General features: G+C 67.8%; 13 protein-coding genes and 1 tRNA gene. 8 read left to right on the top strand and 6 right to left on the bottom strand.

The features are described 5' to 3' along the window. Positions 1-46 precede the first annotated feature (46 nt). From QPC17_RS08490 to QPC17_RS08460, 7 genes are all read left to right on the top strand, one after another. Positions 47-496, top strand: coding sequence for a nucleoside deaminase (locus QPC17_RS08490; protein ID WP_068539038.1), 450 nt, complete (start codon positions 47-49; stop codon positions 494-496). Positions 497-612: 116 nt separating this feature from the next. Continuing rightward, positions 613-701 (top strand) — tRNA-Ser (locus QPC17_RS08485). Between the two features lie 261 nt (positions 702-962). Further along, the gene (gene brnQ, locus QPC17_RS08480; protein ID WP_148132391.1) at positions 963-2303 is read left to right on the top strand and encodes a branched-chain amino acid transport system II carrier protein; all 1341 of its coding nucleotides are present in this window, start codon (positions 963-965) and stop codon (positions 2301-2303) included. 458 nt (positions 2304-2761) lie between these two features. Beyond that, on the top strand, positions 2762-4213 hold the full coding sequence (locus QPC17_RS08475) for a DUF1846 domain-containing protein (protein ID WP_285347539.1): 1452 nt from the start codon (positions 2762-2764) through the stop codon (positions 4211-4213). A 1-nt stretch (position 4214) separates the two neighbouring features. Next, positions 4215-6677 (top strand): HAD-IC family P-type ATPase, encoded by a 2463-nt coding sequence (locus QPC17_RS08470; RefSeq protein ID WP_068539039.1) that lies wholly within the window; start codon positions 4215-4217, stop codon positions 6675-6677. Then, complete coding sequence (locus tag QPC17_RS08465; protein ID WP_068539040.1) at positions 6674-6934, top strand: MoaD/ThiS family protein; 261 nt, start codon at positions 6674-6676, stop codon at positions 6932-6934. The genes QPC17_RS08470 and QPC17_RS08465 overlap by 4 nt, the downstream gene beginning before the upstream one ends. A 7-nt stretch (positions 6935-6941) precedes the next feature. Beyond that, positions 6942-7748: a HesA/MoeB/ThiF family protein gene (locus tag QPC17_RS08460; protein ID WP_201783140.1), complete on the top strand. Its 807-nt coding sequence runs from the start codon at positions 6942-6944 to the stop codon at positions 7746-7748. 14 nt (positions 7749-7762) lie between these two features. Here QPC17_RS08460 and QPC17_RS08455 read toward each other — a convergent pair whose 3' ends face one another. From QPC17_RS08455 to modA, 6 genes are all read right to left on the bottom strand, one after another. Then, complete coding sequence (locus QPC17_RS08455) at positions 7763-8251, bottom strand: response regulator (protein WP_062613003.1); 489 nt, start codon at positions 8249-8251, stop codon at positions 7763-7765. 8 nt (positions 8252-8259) lie between these two features. Then, positions 8260-10329: an ATP-binding protein gene (locus QPC17_RS08450; protein WP_244899239.1), complete on the bottom strand. Its 2070-nt coding sequence runs from the start codon at positions 10327-10329 to the stop codon at positions 8260-8262. Between the two features lie 2 nt (positions 10330-10331). Continuing rightward, entirely contained in the window at positions 10332-11939 is a 1608-nt protein-coding gene (locus QPC17_RS08445; RefSeq protein ID WP_083281084.1) for an SLC13 family permease, read from the bottom strand. A gap of 529 nt (positions 11940-12468) precedes the next feature. Next, entirely contained in the window at positions 12469-12729 is a 261-nt protein-coding gene (locus QPC17_RS08440; RefSeq protein WP_062613006.1) for a GlsB/YeaQ/YmgE family stress response membrane protein, read from the bottom strand. Between the two features lie 69 nt (positions 12730-12798). Then, on the bottom strand, positions 12799-14673 hold the full coding sequence (locus tag QPC17_RS08435) for an ABC transporter permease (protein ID WP_285347226.1): 1875 nt from the start codon (positions 14671-14673) through the stop codon (positions 12799-12801). Between the two features lie 50 nt (positions 14674-14723). Next, positions 14724-15527 carry a molybdate ABC transporter substrate-binding protein gene (gene modA, locus QPC17_RS08430; RefSeq protein ID WP_276787240.1) on the bottom strand — a complete coding sequence of 268 codons (804 nt, stop codon included), beginning with the start codon at positions 15525-15527 and terminating at the stop codon, positions 14724-14726. Positions 15528-15611: 84 nt separating this feature from the next. On the opposite strand from modA, the gene QPC17_RS08425 reads away from it, so the two are divergent. Continuing rightward, the gene (locus tag QPC17_RS08425; RefSeq protein WP_068539044.1) at positions 15612-16103 is read left to right on the top strand and encodes a MogA/MoaB family molybdenum cofactor biosynthesis protein; all 492 of its coding nucleotides are present in this window, start codon (positions 15612-15614) and stop codon (positions 16101-16103) included. Positions 16104-16198 lie beyond the last annotated feature (95 nt).

Raw genomic sequence — 16198 nt, 5'->3', positions numbered from 1 at the left:
TACCGCGTTCAGGGCGGTTGCGTTTCTGGATCGATACGATGTCGGTATGGAAAAATCGTGGATCAACCTGGTGCTCGAGCTGGCCGGCGGCGCCGGGGCCGAGGGCGACGTCCCCGTCGCCGCCGTCGTCGTGGACGAGGCCGGACGGGAGATCGGGCGCGGGGTCAACACCCGTGAGATCGACCACGATCCGGCCGGGCACGCCGAAATCAACGCGCTGCGCGAGGCCGGGCGGGCGCGCGGCTCGTGGAACCTGGCCGGGTGCACGCTGTATGTGACGCTCGAGCCGTGCACGATGTGTGCCGGGGCGATCGTAAACGCCCGGATCTCGCGGGTGGTGTTCGCGGCCTGGGATGAGAAGGCCGGCGCCGCCGGGTCCGTCCGCGACGTCCTGCGCGACGCCCGCCTCAACCACGAAGTCGAAGTATTCGGTGGGGTGGCCGAGGAACAGGCGGGGCGGCAGCTGCGGGAGTGGTTCGCCGCGCGGCGGGTGTAAGGGCTGGCCGGCCGGGTGTTCGAGCCGGCTCGCGACGCGGGGTGCGGGCCGTGGGGCGGCTCACCCCGAGGGCGAATTGCTCAGCGGCACGAAATTCGGTTAAGATGGCGTGCCGAGGTGGAGTGTCCGAGCGGCCGAAGGTGCAGCACTCGAAATGCTGTGTAGTTAATAGCTACCGCGGGTTCAAATCCCGCCTCCACCGCCAGAGTCCTCCGGTACGGGTTTGCCCGCGCCGGAGGATTTTTCATGCCCGACGACGCCCGGTCAAGCCCGGGGTCAAGCCTGGGGCCGGCGGACCGGGCGATTTCTCCGGTAAACATGGCGAACATCATGTGGTACTTGCGACCAGTGATCTACGGTCAGCCCGGGCTCGCGGGGTAGCCTGCCATACGGGGGAGTGGCCCGCCCAACCGGCCCACCCGGCCAACCGGCCCACTTGCACAACTACACAACGAGGGGACACACAGTGAGCACGCCAACACCAACGAGCAAGATGCCCACCCCCGTCATCGTCGGTTTCGCCCTGTTTGCCATGTTCTTCGGCGCGGGCAACTTGATCTTCCCGGTGATGATCGGCGCGAACTCGGTCGGCCACCTCCCGGCGGTCCTCCTGGGTTTCTTGCTGACGGGCGTCGTGCTACCGGTCTTAGCGATGGTGGTGAACGCCACCGAAACGGCCGGCGAGCTCCGGGCCGGCGGCGTCGCGATGCGCATCGGTCGACCGGCCGGCTTCCTGTTCACGCTGGCAATCTTCCTGTCGACGGGCATGCTGTACGCTGTGCCGCGCGTGGCCACGGTCGCCTACGAGATGTCCACTCGCCCGTTCGTTTCCGACGCCGCCCACACCTCCGGCACGCCTCTCCTCGTCTTCACGCTGGTGTTTTTCGCGGTCTCCACGCTGTACTTGGTCAATCCGCGCAAGGTCGTGGACCGCGTCGGCGGCGTCCTCACCCCGCTCCTCCTGGGCTTCCTCGCGCTCCTGATCGTCGGGGCCCTCATCCGCCTGCCGCAGATCGCGAACGCGGTGTCCACGGAGCCGTCGTCGCTGACCAGCGGCATGATCAAGGGCTACTACACGATGGACGTGCTGGCCACGTTCGTGTTCGGTGTCGTGATCGTGACGGAACTGAAGAAGCGCGGCGCCGCCACCCGCGCCGCCCGCATTGGTGGGATGATGAAGGCGGGCCTGGTGTCGGGGGCGTGCTTGGCCGTGGTGTACGTGGGCCTGGCCCTGATCGGCGCGCGCCAGGCGGGCATGGGTTTCACGAATGGCGCGGAGCTGCTCGCGTCCGTGGCGGGCCAGATGTTTGGCTCGATGGGCCAGGTCATCTTCGGCATCATCACTTTGCTCGCCTGCCTCACGACGACGATCGGCCTCCTCACCGCCTCCACCGCCTACTTCACCCGGCTCCTGCGCGTGGTCCCGCGCCCGGTGGTGATCGCGGTGCAGATCGTGGTGTCGGTGGCGCTCGCGAACCTTGGCCTGGAGCGGATTCTCGAGTTTGTGGCCCCGCTCAACCAGTTCATTTACCCGATCGCGATCGTCATCGTGGTGTTGGGCTTGGTCGAGCTGGCGCTGCCCTTCGCCCTTGATTGGGCGTACAAGCTCGGCGCGCTCGCCGCCGCCGTGGTCGCGTTCGCCGAGGCCGGCCTGATCGCCGCCTCCGAGTGTTTCCTCGCGATCAAACCCGCCGTCGACGCCCTCCCCGCCTCCGACCTCCAGATGGGCTGGACGACCCCCGCCCTCGCGGCCATCGTCATCGGCTTTATTCTGGACGCCCGACGTCGTCGCCCCCGCCGCGCCTAGCCGCCACCTGTCGCCGACGCCAGCCCGCCCGACGACGTCGCCCCGCCGCGCCTAGCCGCCACCGAACCCCTGCCCTGCGTTTCTCGTCACGCACAGTGTTTTCGCGTCACTTAAACGGCCGATTTTGGAGTGCACAAAACCCTTTTGGTGACGAGAAACGAAAGAACGCGCGCCCCGAGGTCATCCCCCGGTCTACTTCGCACGGCGGGGCGGTCGCGTTTAGACTAGGACGGTTGAAGGTCGCGTGGTGCGCGAACTTTTGCTCCGGCACGGTTCCGGGCCACGCGACCCAAAGCGTGATCCGGCACCCCACCCGCCCAGGGCGGTGTGCTGTGGGAGGTGCGGCGGCCCCAAAGCCGCGGCCCCAGTGTGCGAGGCGTGAAGGAGTAACTGTGTCGCAAGATTTGTCCGGCCCAACCCCGTCGTCGATCGGTTTTGATCGGGACAAGTACATTGATATGCAGTCGGCCCACATTCGTGAGCGGCGTGAGCGGATCGGCGGGAAGCTCTACTTGGAGATGGGCGGCAAGCTCTTCGACGATAATCATGCTGCCCGCGTCCTGCCCGGCTTCACGCCGGACAACAAGATCGTGATGTTGGAGCAGATCAAGGACCAGATCGAGATCCTGGTCTGCCTCAACGCGAAGGACATTCAGCGGCAGAAGAAGCGCGGCGACTTGCAGATTACGTACGAGGAGGACGTGCTGCGCCTGATTGACGTGTTCCGCGAGCGCGGGTTCCTGGTGGAGAACGTGGTGATGACGCAGATTGAGGCGGGTAACCGCCAGGCGCACCAGTTCTCGGACCGGCTGGAGCGCCTGGGCCTGAAGGTGGCCCACCATTACACGATCCCGGGTTACCCGTCGAACACGAAGCTGATCGTGTCGGATGAGGGGCTGGGCCGCAACGATTACGTCCGCACTTCCCGCGATCTCATCCTGGTCACGGCGCCCGGTCCGGGATCGGGTAAGCTCGCCACCTGCCTTTCCCAGGTCTACCACGAGTTCAAGCGGGGCGTCCCGGCCGGTTACGCCAAGTTCGAGACCTTCCCGATTTGGAATATCGCGCTGGAGCACCCGGTGAACTTGGCCTACGAGGCGGCGACCGCGGACCTCGAGGACAACAACGTCATTGACCCCTACCACCTCGCCGCTTACGGCAAGCAGGTCACGTCCTACAACCGTGACGTGGACGTCTTTCCGCTGCTGCGCTCGCTGCTCGAGCTGATGATGGGCGAGTCGCCGTACAAGTCGCCCACGGACATGGGCGTGAACATGGTGGGCATGTGCATTTCCGACGACGACGTCGTCCGGCGCGCCTCCCGCCAGGAGATCGTGCGCCGGTATTACAAGGCGCTGGTGGATGAGGCAGCGAATGACCTGGAGCCGGCGCAGTCGGACCGGATTGCGCTCATCATGGCGGAGGCCGGGATCACGGCGGAGGAGCGGCGCGTGGTGGAGCCGGCGCTCGCGATTGAGCAGGCGACGGGCGAGCCGGGCTGCGCGATCGAGTTGCGCGACGGCACGATCATCCAGGGCAAGACCTCCCCGCTACTGGGCTGTTCGGCGGCGATGTTGCTCAACGCCCTCAAGCACCTGGCCGGCATCGATCCGGAGTTGCACCTGCTCTCCCCGGAGTCAATCGAGCCGATCCAGACCCTGAAGACCGAGCACCTCGGCTCGCGTAATCCGCGCCTGCACACGGACGAGGTGCTGATCGCGCTGTCGGTGTCGGCGTCGACGTCGCCCGAGGCCCGCCTCGCGCTTGAGCAGCTGCGCAACCTTGAGGGCTGCGACGTGCACACCACCACGATCCTGGGCACGGTGGACGAGGGGATTTTCCGCAACTTGGGCATCCTCGTCACGTCCGAGCCGCACTACCAGCGCAAGACCCTTTACAGGAAGAGATAGCATGCCAGCTACAACGCTCGGCTTGACGTCGGCGGAAGTTGAGGAACGGCGTCGTGACGGCCGCGCTAACGAGCTCCCCCCGCGCACGGGCAAGTCCGTGGGGCAGATCGTCCGCCAGAACGTCTTCACGCGGATCAACGCGATCCTGTTCGTCCTGTTCGTCATGGTGATGACCACCGGATCGCTCATTAACGGCGCGTTTGGCCTGCTCATCGTGGTGAACTCCGGCATCGGCATCGTCCAGGAGTTGCGCGCGAAGCGCACGCTCGAGTCCCTCGTGATCGTGGGGGAGGAGCGCCCGCGCGTGTGGCGCGACGGCGAGCTTACCGAGGTGGCCCAGGAGGAGCTGGTGCTCGACGATGTCGTCCGGGTCGGCGCGGGGAACCAGATCGTGGTCGACGGCGTGGTGCGCGCCTCGGACTACCTGTCGGTGGACGAGTCGAACCTGACGGGAGAGTCGGACGCGGTGCGGAAGGCGCCGGGGGATCCGATCATGTCGGGGTCGTTTGTCGTGTCCGGGTCGGGCGATTATGAGGTGACGAAGGTCGGCGCGGATTCGTACGCGGCCAAGCTCGCCGCGGAGGCCTCCCGGTTTTCGCTCGCGCGTTCGGAGTTGCAGGCGGGCATCAACACGATCCTGAAATACATCACGTGGGTGCTCATCCCCGTGGGCCTGCTGACGATTTATTCACAGACCAGCGACGGCGTCCACAGCTACCGCGCCGTGGTCCTGGAGATCACGGGCGCGCTGGTGCCGATGGTGCCGGAGGGCCTGGTGCTCATCACGTCCACGGCGTTCGCGCTCGGGGTGATCCGGCTCGGCAAGCGGCAGTGCCTGGTCCAGGAGCTGCCCGCGATCGAGGGGCTGGCGCGCGTGGACGTGGTCTGCGCCGACAAAACCGGCACGCTGACCGAGAACACGCTGGTGTTCGCCGAACTTGAGGTTGTTCACGACGCCGGCCGCGCGGCTCGCGTCGACAGTGCGGGGCACGACGGCGGGGCCGAGGGCGCCGACGGCACAGTCGGCCGTGGTGAGCCGAACGCGCAGGAAAGCGAGTGCGCCCAGATCCTGGCGCAGCTGGTGGCTACCGACCCGGACCCGAACGCTACCGCGCAAGCCATCGCCGAGCACTTTTCGGTGGAGGGCGAGGCCTGGGAGGTAGCCGAGCGGGCGCCGTTCAGTTCGGCCACGAAGTGGTCGGGGGCCACGTTCGCTCGGCCGGACAGGGTCACGTACGTTATGGGCGCCCCGGATGTCCTCGGCGGCGACCACCCTGCCGCCGCACGCGCTGAGGAGATCGGGGCCACGGGCCGCCGCGTCCTTATGCTGGGAAGGGCCGAACGGGAGGTCGGCGAGGAAGGCGCGCCCGGCGTCGTGACTCCGCTTGCCCTCATCATCTTCGAGCAGAAGATCCGCCCCGACGCCCGCGCCACCCTCGAGTTCTTCGCCGAGCAGGACGTAGAAGTCAAGGTGATCTCGGGCGACAACGCGGCGTCGGTGGGGGCCGTGACCGAGCGCCTCGGCGTCGAGCAGGGCACGCCCGTCGACGCCCGCCACATCGAGCCGGACGACTTCGCCCGCACCATCGAGCACAACCGCGTGTTCGGGCGCGTACGCCCCGACCAGAAGCAAGACATAGTCAAGGCCCTCCAATCCAACGGGCACACGGTGGCCATGACCGGCGACGGCGTCAACGACGTCCTCGCCCTCAAAGACGCCGACATCGGTGTCGCCATGGGCTCCGGCTCCGCCGCCACCCGCGCGGTGGCCAAGATCGTCCTGCTTGACAACCGCTTCGCCACCCTCCCGCACGTCGTGGCCGAGGGCCGGCGCGTAATCGGCAACATCGAGCGCGTCGCCAACCTCTTCCTCACGAAGACGATCTACTCCGCCTTCCTCGCGATCCTCGTGATCCTCGCCGCCGTGCCCTTCCCCTTCATGCCGATCCACGTGACGATCACCGGCTGGTTCACCATCGGCATCCCCGCCTTCATCCTCGCTCTGCCCCCGAATCACAACCGGGCGCGGCCACACTTCGTGCGCCGCGTGCTGCGCTTCGCGGTGCCGGCGGGGGTGGTGGTCGGGACGACGTCGTTCCTCGCCTACATGGTTGCCTCCGGGTGGGACGTGCCGGACGTGCACGTGCAAGAGTCGACCGCGGCGCTCGTGGCCCTCATCATCCCCTCGTCCTGGGTGCTGTTCTGCATCGCCCGCCCGCTCTCTGCGTGGAAGCTCGCGCTCGTGGTGCTGCCGCTGGTCGGGTACGGCGTGATCTTCAACTGGGACCTCACGCAGCGCATCTTCATGCTCGACTCCTCCAACGGCCCCATGATGTGGCAAGCCACGCTGATCGGCTTGGCGGGCGCGCTCGCGGTCGAGGCGCTATGGTGGATCATCCGGGCGCGCGCCGACGAGCCCACGCCCCTGTGGAAGCCCGAACCGTTTTTCGAGGAGAGTGCATGATCGCCGAGCTTCGTTTCTTCGCCGCGGCAGCCGACGCCGCCGGCACCGACACCGCCACCGTGGAGGTCCCGCAGGGCGCCACGGTCGAGGAGTTGGCGGCGCGCGTTCACGACGCCGTCGCCCCCGCCGACCCCGACCGCCTCACCCGCGTCCTGGGCCTGTGTTCCTTCCTGGTGAACGGCAAGCACGCCGAGCGAGAGGCCGTCCTCCCCGACGACCCGCGCGTGGACGTTCTACCCCCGTTCGCCGGAGGCTGAGGTGGGCGTGAAGAGCAGTTCGGCTGGGATGATCGCCCCGCTCGTGGAGCCAGGCCCCGAACTGACCCTCGACCAGCGGGAACGCTACGCGCGCCACATCGCGCGGGCGGAGATCGGCGAGCTTGGACAGCGGAGGTTGCTAGGGGCGCGGGTGCTGATGATCGGGGCCGGAGGCCTCGGATCGCCAGCGCTGCTCTATCTGGCGGCGGCGGGAGTGGGCGCGGTCGGCGTCGTGGACGCCGACCGCGTGGACCTCACCAATCTTCAACGCCAGGTTATCCATTCGACCGCCGCGGTCGGGGAGCTCAAAGTGGCTTCGGCGGCGCGTCGGCTCAAGGAGCTCAACCCGGGCCTTGCTGTGGAGACCTTCCCCGTGAGGCTGACGGAGGATAACGTCGATGGGGTGCTGGCCGGCTGGGACCTCGTGCTGGACGGCACCGACAACCTGCCCACCCGGTTCCTCATCTCCGATGCTGCCGCGCGTGCCGGCATCCCCGTGGTGTGGGGTGCGCTGCTGGGCTGGCAGGCCCAAGTGTCGGTGTTCTGGACTGGGCCGCGGGCCGTGGCCGCCGGATTCCCCGGTCCTGACGGGCTCTGTCTGCGCGACCTCTTCCCCGTTGAACCTCCCGCCGGCTCCCTGCCCACCACCGCCGAGGTGGGGCTCATGGGCGCGGCGCCCGGCCAGACGGGCGCGGTCATGGCCGCCGAGGCCATCAAGCTCATCACCGGGGCTGGCCACCCGCTGGTTGGGCGCGTCCTCTTCATCGACGTGCTCGCCGGCCGCACGCAGGAGATCCCCTTCGGCCCCCGCTGACCGCCCGGCACCGGCTAGTCGGCGATCGAGAAGTCCCGCGCCAGCTCCATCGCACGCTCCGGGTCAAGTACGGCCAGGTGCGGCAGCGGATTAATCCCGCTGACCTCCACATAATCGGTGAGCATCTGCCGCACGGTCTCGCGTAACTCCTCGGGTTGCCAGGGCTTGGCGATGTAGTGGTCGAGGTCGGCGTCGTTGACGGCGCGGATCGTGTCGGACAGGTCGGCCTGCCCGGTCACGAGCACCTTGCGAGTGTCCACGGTCCGATCGTCGTCCATCATTTGCACCAGGAATTCCACGCCGGTGGTGCCGGGCATGCGGTGGTCGCACAGGACGAGGGCGAGCGCGTCGCCGTCTTCGTCGATGTCGTCCACCACCTCCCAGGCGTCCTCGACGTCCTCGGCGGGCTCGATACGAGCCACGTCAGCGAAGTCGATGAGGTCGCGCTCGATGGAGGCGCGCACCTCCGGCTCGTCCTCCACGATGAGAATTGCAAGTTTCATGGTTCCTCCTACTCGGCTCTCTGCTCTGCTATTTGGCTTGTTGTGACGCCGTCCGCCCGGCCCGCACCAGCGCCCTCAGCCTCCGTCGGGGGCCCGGCGATTGGCAGCGACACGGTGAAGGTGGTGCCGCTCGGCCCGGTGTCCACGCGGATGTGGCCGCCGTGCCGCGTGACCATTGACCGCACCACCGACAGTCCAATCCCCATCCCGAACCGCACCTGCCCGCCCTTGGTGGTGAAGCGCGGTTCGAACATGTTCTTCTGGATGTCGGGTGCGATGCCGGGCCCGTTGTCGGCGATCGCCACGGTGACGTTGCCGCCCTCCACGCCGGTGGTGATGCGGATGCGGGCGCCCGGCTGGTCGGCCATGGCTTCGGCGGCGTTGGTGATGAGGTTGGTCCACACTTGGGAGAGTTGGCCGGGGTTGCCGGTGATGTGGGGGATGGTGTGGAAGTCGCGTTCCACTTCGACGTTGAGGAGGCGATGGGAGACGAGTCGGAGGGTGTCGTCGAGACCCACGTGCACGTCCACGTTCGTGATGGGGTCGCCGTCGGGGCGCGCGTAGGAGCGCAGCGAGGCCACCAGCTCGGTGACCCGGTGTGTGGCCGTGGAAATGTTGCGCAGGCCCGTGCCGATCGACGCCGCCAGCTCCACGGTCTCCAGGTCGATGCCGCGCGAGCGCAGGACTTCCTTGGCGAAGCCTGGGTCGTGGATTCCGGCGAGCACGAGGCGCTGGGCCGCGGCCCGGTCACCCGTCACCGCTTCCAGTTCGCGCCGAATCTTTCGCTCCTCGCGCGTTGTTAACGACGCCGCCCCGTGAGCCGCGTCCATCGCCGCCAGCACGCGCCGCGCCCACTTTTGGTCCTTCGCGGTGGAGGTGAGGGCGTGGACGTCGTCGTAGAGGTGGTCGCCGATGCGTTCGATGGCGGCCATCGGGTTGTTGAGCTCGTGGGCCACTCCGGCCGCGAGCTCGCCGAGCGACGCGAAACGCGCCTGGCTCATGAGCTCGGCGCGGGCCGCCTCGAGGTTGCGCAGAGCCTGGGCAAGGTTGGCGCGCTCCCGCTCGAGTTCGGCAGTGAGCTCCACCTGCTCGATCTGAATATCTTCCGAGCGGCGCAGGCGCCGGTCAAACGAGCGCACGAACAGCGCCGCCACCAGGGAGGGGATCTCCGAATTGTGGCTCCAAATGTAGTTCATCTGCTCGAAGGTGAGCTGGACGGCCACCACGTTGGTGGTCGTGCGCGAGGTAAAGAACGCGTTGCGGCCGGAGGTCAGGGCCAGCATGCCGATGAGGCGGCCGGTGGTGGAGCGGTGCATGGTGACGTCGCCGACGTCGGAACGCATCTCGAGCGCGACCTGCCCCGACAGCGCCAGCGTGATCTCCTCCACCCGTTCGCCCTCGGTGGTCAGGCGCGTGTTGGGCGGGTGGTGGACGCGCGGCTGGTAGCCGAGTAGCTCGTCGGCGAGTTCGACGATCCGGTGGACGATCTCCAGGTCGGAGGCGTCGAGGTGGAGGGCGAAGCGCTCGTCCACCGTGGCGCGCTCGCGGCGCCCGCCGGCCTTGACGCGAGTGTTCTTGCGGTAGCGGCGCAGCTGGGTGCGGATGTCGCGAGTGAAGGGCAGGTGGGGGATGTCGGGGAGGTAAGCGAGGAGGTCGAGGCGGTTGGAGTCGGCGAGGGCGGACAGGCCGCTGATCTCGCGCTCAGTGGCGAGTAGCGCCACGCGCACGTCCTCATGTCCGGGGGCGGCGATGAAGTCGAACAAGGGGTGACCGGGGCCGAGCCCGTGCTTGTCCACGGTCAGGGTCACGACGGCGAGCTCGTCCAGCTCCGGCTCCCGCTCGATGAGCTCGGTCAGGTCGGCCATGAGGTGGACCCGGCACTCCCCGCGCAACCCCTCCGCGAGCCACTCGGGGACTGCCGCGGTGGCGGGGTCGGTGCCGAGCATGACGACGTCGAGCGGGCGCGCGTCCACAATCGGGATCGACGGCTGGACGCCGAAGTTCGCCGTGTCGAGCGCGGGGGTATGGAATGGTGCGCGGTTGAACGCGACCGAGTCGGACGTCGTCGGGAACCCCATCGTTACAGCAACCCCATGGCAGACCAGACGGTAGGCAGGGCGAAGATGAGGACGGCGGTGGCGGCCGTGCCCACCACCATGCCGAGCAGCGCCATCTGGGAGATCTTGATCTCGCCCGTGGAGTACGCGATCGCGTTGGGCGGGGTGGAGATCGGCATCGACATGCCCAGCGAGCAGGCGATCGCCACGACCACGCTGACCGTGATGGTGTCCACGCCGTCGAGGGAGACGGCCAGCGACACGGCCAGCGGGACGAGGAGGTTCGCGGCCGCGGAGTGAGAGATGACGTTCGCCATACCGAACCCGATGAGGCCGAGGATCGCGACGATCCACACTCCGCCCAGGGATTCCCACGGCACCGAGCCGACCAGCCAGGCGTCCAGGCCCGTGGCACCGACGCCCGTGCCGAGCGCGATGCCGCCCGAGACCAGCCACAGCACCGACCAGTCGAGCGCCTTGATGTCCGCGCCGCCCATGACCTTGAGGCACAGCAGGGCTACGACCGGGAAGAAGCCCACCGTGTTGGATGAGACGCCGTGGAGCGGCTCGCTCATCCACAGCAGGATGGTGATTGCGGCGATTGCGTAGAAGATGCGGGCGTTCGAGGTGCGGTCCCAGTTCGAGGTCATCTCCACGTGGATGCGGGCGTCCTTCGGGAGGAACACGAAGGAGAGGAACAGCCAGGAGAACAGCAGGATGATCGCCATGAACGGCACGGCCATGATCATCCAGTCCACGAAGGAGACGGTGATGCCACGCTCGGCCAGCGCGCCGATAGCGATCGCGTTGGGTGGGGTGCCGACGGGCGTGCCGATGCCGCCCACGTTTGCCGCGAGCGGGATGGACAGCGCGACGCCGGCGCGCGCCTTGCCCTTCGGCAGGCCCTTGAGGATGGGGGCGACGACGGCGAACATCGTGGCCGTGGTAGCCGTGTTCGACATGAACATCGACAGGATCGCGGTGATGAGCATGAGGCCCGCGGTGGTGGCCCGGGCGCTATCGGGGAACGGGCGCAGCATGACCGAGGCGAGGTTGCGGTCCAGGCCGTACTTTTCGGCGCCGTGGGCGATCATGAAGCCGCCCAGGAACAGGATGATGACCGGGTTGGCGAGCGCGGCGAAGTAGGCCGAGGAGGGCAGGAGTTGGTCGGCGATGGTGGCGGCGTCGGGGCTGGAGGGGTCGAGGCTCGGGGTGAAGACGCCGCCCTTGGCCACGAACAGCACCTCCAGCAAGATGACGAGCACCGCCGTGGCCGTGAGCGGAATCGGCTCCGTGATCCAGAAAATAATGGCCAGCAGGAAGATCGCCAGCATGCGCTCGCCCAGGGGCTCCAGGTTCGGGATATCCACCACGAATGGGAACGCGAAGGCGATCGCGCCCAGAATCAGGCCGATCTTCTCCTTCGCGCCAAGCGGCGTGCAGCGCTGGGCGGCCGGTGCCTTGCGTGGGCGGCGGGCCGGGCGCTTAGCGCGGGGCTTGGATGCGCCAGCCGGGGTGGCCGTGGGTTGGGCTTGGCCGGGGGCTGGGCGGGCAGCCGAGGGCTGGCCGGTTGCGGGCGTGGTGGTGGGGGCGGGTCCGTCGTTGGACGCGGCGCGTGGGGCGTCGTTCATGAAAGCCATCTTAATGTTCCGTACGCCACAGTCATGGGTCTAATGGCTCGGAAAACCGCGGGTTCTCGGGCGCCTGTTTGGGTTGCGGCGGGAGGTAAAGATTTCCCAGAAAACTCCCAGAAATCATCAATGGATATCTAAGTATCGATTGCCATACTAGAGACATCGCAAGGAGATCTCCTTCAAGGTCTTCCCTTTCGTGTGTGTGATGAAACCTGACGCACTGGCTGGAGAAGGAATTTGTGCAGTCTTCTCCCTGAAGGTCAGAGCGTCTGCCCGAGGCGGGCCGCCTAGCGTGGATGGCGGCCCGCCTCATTTATGTTTTCGGCCGGTTTGCGGCCCTGCCCGGTTCGGCCTGTCTGGCCTGGCCATTCTGGTTCGGCCCGGCCCCTCACCTCCGCAGGTGCAACGCTAATTCGCGATGTGCAACGGCAAAAAGCCGCATTTTGGTGTTGCATCTTGGGAACTAACGTTGCAGATGCGCGAAGGGGGCGGCGGGCCTTCGCCCGCCGCCCCCGTTCAGCGCCGCTTAGTTCTTCTTACCCGCGCGGCCCAGGTAGATGCCGATGAAGAAAATCGCGAGCACGGTGGCCACGATCCAGCGGATCCAATCAATGCCGGGCGTGTCGGTTGGGTAGCTGAAGAGCTGGAGGATCAGGTTACCGACCACCACGCCGGCCACACCGAGGCCGACAGTTGCCAGCACGGAGATCGGGGCGTCCTTTCGGATGAAGCGGGCGAGGAAGCCGATCACAGCTCCGAAGATAATCGTTCCGATGATGTTGACCATGGGTGGACTCCTTTCAGGTCAGCGCCGCCCGGATCGGGCAACGCACACACTCATCTTACGCCCCGGTAGCTACTTATTCACATTTGCACCGTGCGAAATGGAGATGAGTCGCACCTGCATCGCCTTCACTTCGGCATACACGGCAGCCCCCTCCTCCAGCCCGAGCTCGGCGGCTGCGGCCGCGGTGATGGTTGCGTGGATCGGCGTCGCAGAGCCGATATCCAGCATCACGTTCACCCCCACGGCCCCGGTGCTCATCGATTGCACCCGGCCCTCGAACACGTTGCGCGGCGAACCGGGAGTTCGCTGGGTGCGAAGCGAGACGGAGGTGGGGTCGAAGACGGCGGCACCGGCGTCGCCGTCGGTCAGCCCGTCGGCCACGCCCTGGAAGGTCACGGCCCCGGATCGCAGGCCATCGCCGCCCATCTGCCCGAACTGCATGTTGACGCCCGCGAAGCTCGCCACGAACGCCGTGGCCGGCCGGCTGAGCGCCTCCTGCATCGGCGCGAGCGCCACGAGCTGCCCTCCCTCGAGCACGGCCACGCGGTCGGCAAGGGTGAGGGCGTCGACGATGTCGTGCGTGACGATCACCGTGGTAATGCCCGCCACCCGCCGCGCGATGATGGCGCGCAGCTGCGCGGTGGCGGTGGAGTCGAGCGCGGCGAAGGGCTCGTCCAGCAGGAGCAGCTGCGGGTCCACGGCGAGCAACCGGGCCAGTGCCACGCGCTGTGCCTGCCCTCCCGACAGCTCGCGCGGGTTACGCTCCGTCTGCCCGGCCATCCCGACGGCGGCCAGCTCGGCCCGCGCCCGCTCCCGCGCCTCGGCCTTGCCCACCCCGGCGCACCGTGGCCCGAAGGCTACGTTGTCGAGCACGGACATGTGCGGGAACAACGCCGGCGACTGGTCCAAGAACCCCACGGCGGCCGGTTTCTCCACCACCGACCCCGGGCTCGTGATATCTCCGGCCAGTAGCCGGATCCCCGTCGACTTCCCCGAGCCGTTCGGCCCGATGAGCGCGATCGTCTCGCCCGGCTCGGCCTCCAGCCGGTAGCGCACGTGCCTCTCGGGCACGTCCGCGTCCAGCACGAAGCCCACCGGCGCCTGTATCTTCCGCCCAGCCTCGGTGTCGTTCCCGACGCCGTCCTCCCGGCCCCCACCCGGGGCATCGGCGCGGGCCGCGGCACCGGCGTCGTTGGCAAAGCGGCGAGAGCTGCGGGCCTCGAAGGCGGTGGTGAGCGCGGTGACGAGCAACGCGATCAGGATGAGGAGGAGGGCGAGGGCGAGGGCGGAGTCGGGGTCTTGTTCGCGCTGGAGGTAGACCTCGAGGGGGAGCGTGCGTGTGGTGCCCTGGAGTGAGCCGGCGAAGGTGATGGTGGCGCCGAATTCGCCGAGCGAGCGGGCGAACGCAAGGGCCGCGCCCGAGATGATCGACGGGCCGAGCACCGGCACCGTGATGCGGCTGAACTGCACCCACCGGCTGGCGCCCAGGCCCGCGGCGGCGTGCTCGAGGTCGGAGCCGGCGGCGCGCGCGGCGCTCTCCACAGTGGTGACGAGGAAGGGCAAAGACACGAAGACCTGGGCCAAGATCACGGCCGTGGTGGTGAACGGGATCTGGATGCCCGCCACGTTCAGCGCCGGGCCGAACAGCCCGCGCCGGCCGAATGTGGTGAGCAAGGCCAGGCCGGCCACCACCGGCGGCATCACCAACGGCACGAGGACGAACGTGCGCAGCGGGGTGAGCCACGCCGGGCGCCGGGGCGCCTCAGCGGCGCGCGCGAACATGAGCGCGAGCGGCGTTCCCACCACCAGGCAAATCGCCATGGAAAGAAGGCACGTGCGCAGTGAGAGCCACAGCGCGTCTGTGGACGCGGCGGAGGTGAGGATCGGCCCCAGCTCCGCCCACGGCACCCGCGAGGCCATGCCCACCAACGGCAGGATAAGCATGGCTAGCGCAATCGTGGCCGGCAGCCAAAAGCCCCGCGGGATGCCGCGCATTACTTGGTTTCGCCCGCGCCCGTGCCGAACCCGTACTCCGCGAGGATGGCCTGACCCTTCTCCGACATGACGGCGTCAAGGAAGGCCTTCGCGGCGTCGGGATTCGGGGCGTCGGTGAGGGTGGCGATCATGTAGGAGGTGCCGACGTCAGTGATGCCGGGGACATCGACGATCTCCACCTTGTCCGCCACCAGCATCGCGTCGGTGACGTAGACGAGGCCCGCGTCGGCCTCGTCGGTCTCCACCTTCGTGCGCACGTCCGTCACCGACTGCTCCTCCGAGACCGGCGTAAGCGTGAGCCCGAGGTGCTCGGCAAGCTGCGTGGTGGCCGCCCCGCACGGCACCTGCGGCGCACACACCACCAACTTCGCCGCGTTGGCCGAGGCCAAGTCCGTGACGCCGGCCGGGTTGCCCGCGGGCACGATGAGGCGCAGCGTGTTCTTGGTGAACTCGGCGGGGGAGACGGCGAGGTCGCCCACCTTGTCCATGTTGCCCACGTTCGCGGAGGCAAAGACGTCCGCCGGGGCGCCGGCCAGGATCTTCTCCGCCAGCGAGGAGGAGCCCTCGAAGGAGAACGTGACGTTGACGCCCGGGTTATCCGGGCCGAAGACCTCCTCGGCGATCTGCGGGAACGCCGTGTTGAGAGAGGCTGCGGCGAAGACGATGAGCTCGGAGCTGGCGGGGCTGCTGGAACCCGAGCCGCCCGGGCTGCCAGGGCCGGAGCCGGCGTCGTTACCGGTGCCCTGGGAGCAGGCGACGAGGAGGAGGGTAACCGCGGCGACCGCGGCGATCTTCTTGAACATGTGTGTCCTTGGGTCGCAGGCTTCGTTAAGCAAGACGTTCCTAAACATTCTTGAGCGAACGTTTACTTAATTTATAATGAGCCTATGAGTATTTCAGCTGCCGTTATCACGATCTCAGATCGAAGCGCCGCCGGCAAGCGGGAGGACATCTCCGGCCCCACCGCCGTGCGCTATCTCGAAGAGGCCGGCGTCAAGGTCGTCACCGCCACCGTGGTTCACGACGATGTCCGCGCCATCGCCGAAGCCGTCCAGACCGCGGCGTACGACGAGGTCGACGTCGTGATCACAACCGGCGGCACCGGCATCTCGCCCCAGGACTACACGGCCCGCGCGATGGACCCGCTCCTGCGCTTCGACATCCCCGGCATCCCGGAGGCGATCCGCTACCACGGGATCAAGAAGGGCTCGCCGTCGGCAGTCCTGTCCCGCTCGCGCGCGGGCGTCATGGTGCTCGGGCGCAACCGCACCCTGGTGGTCAACCTGCCCGGTTCGGTGGGCGGAGTGACGGACGGGATGGAAGTGATCATCCCGATCCTGCCCCACGCCGTGGACCAGATGCGCGGCGCCGACCACTGATCGCCCGCGGATGTTGGCCACCGTGGCCGGGCTGAGCGATTTAAAAATACTGGACGATTCCGGGGCGATCTTTCTATATGAGGAGATCGCCCCGG

The organism is Trueperella bernardiae (assembly GCF_030246965.1).
Lineage (GTDB): Bacteria > Actinomycetota > Actinomycetes > Actinomycetales > Actinomycetaceae > Trueperella > Trueperella bernardiae.
This window is presented reverse-complemented; position numbering and strand designations above follow the sequence as displayed.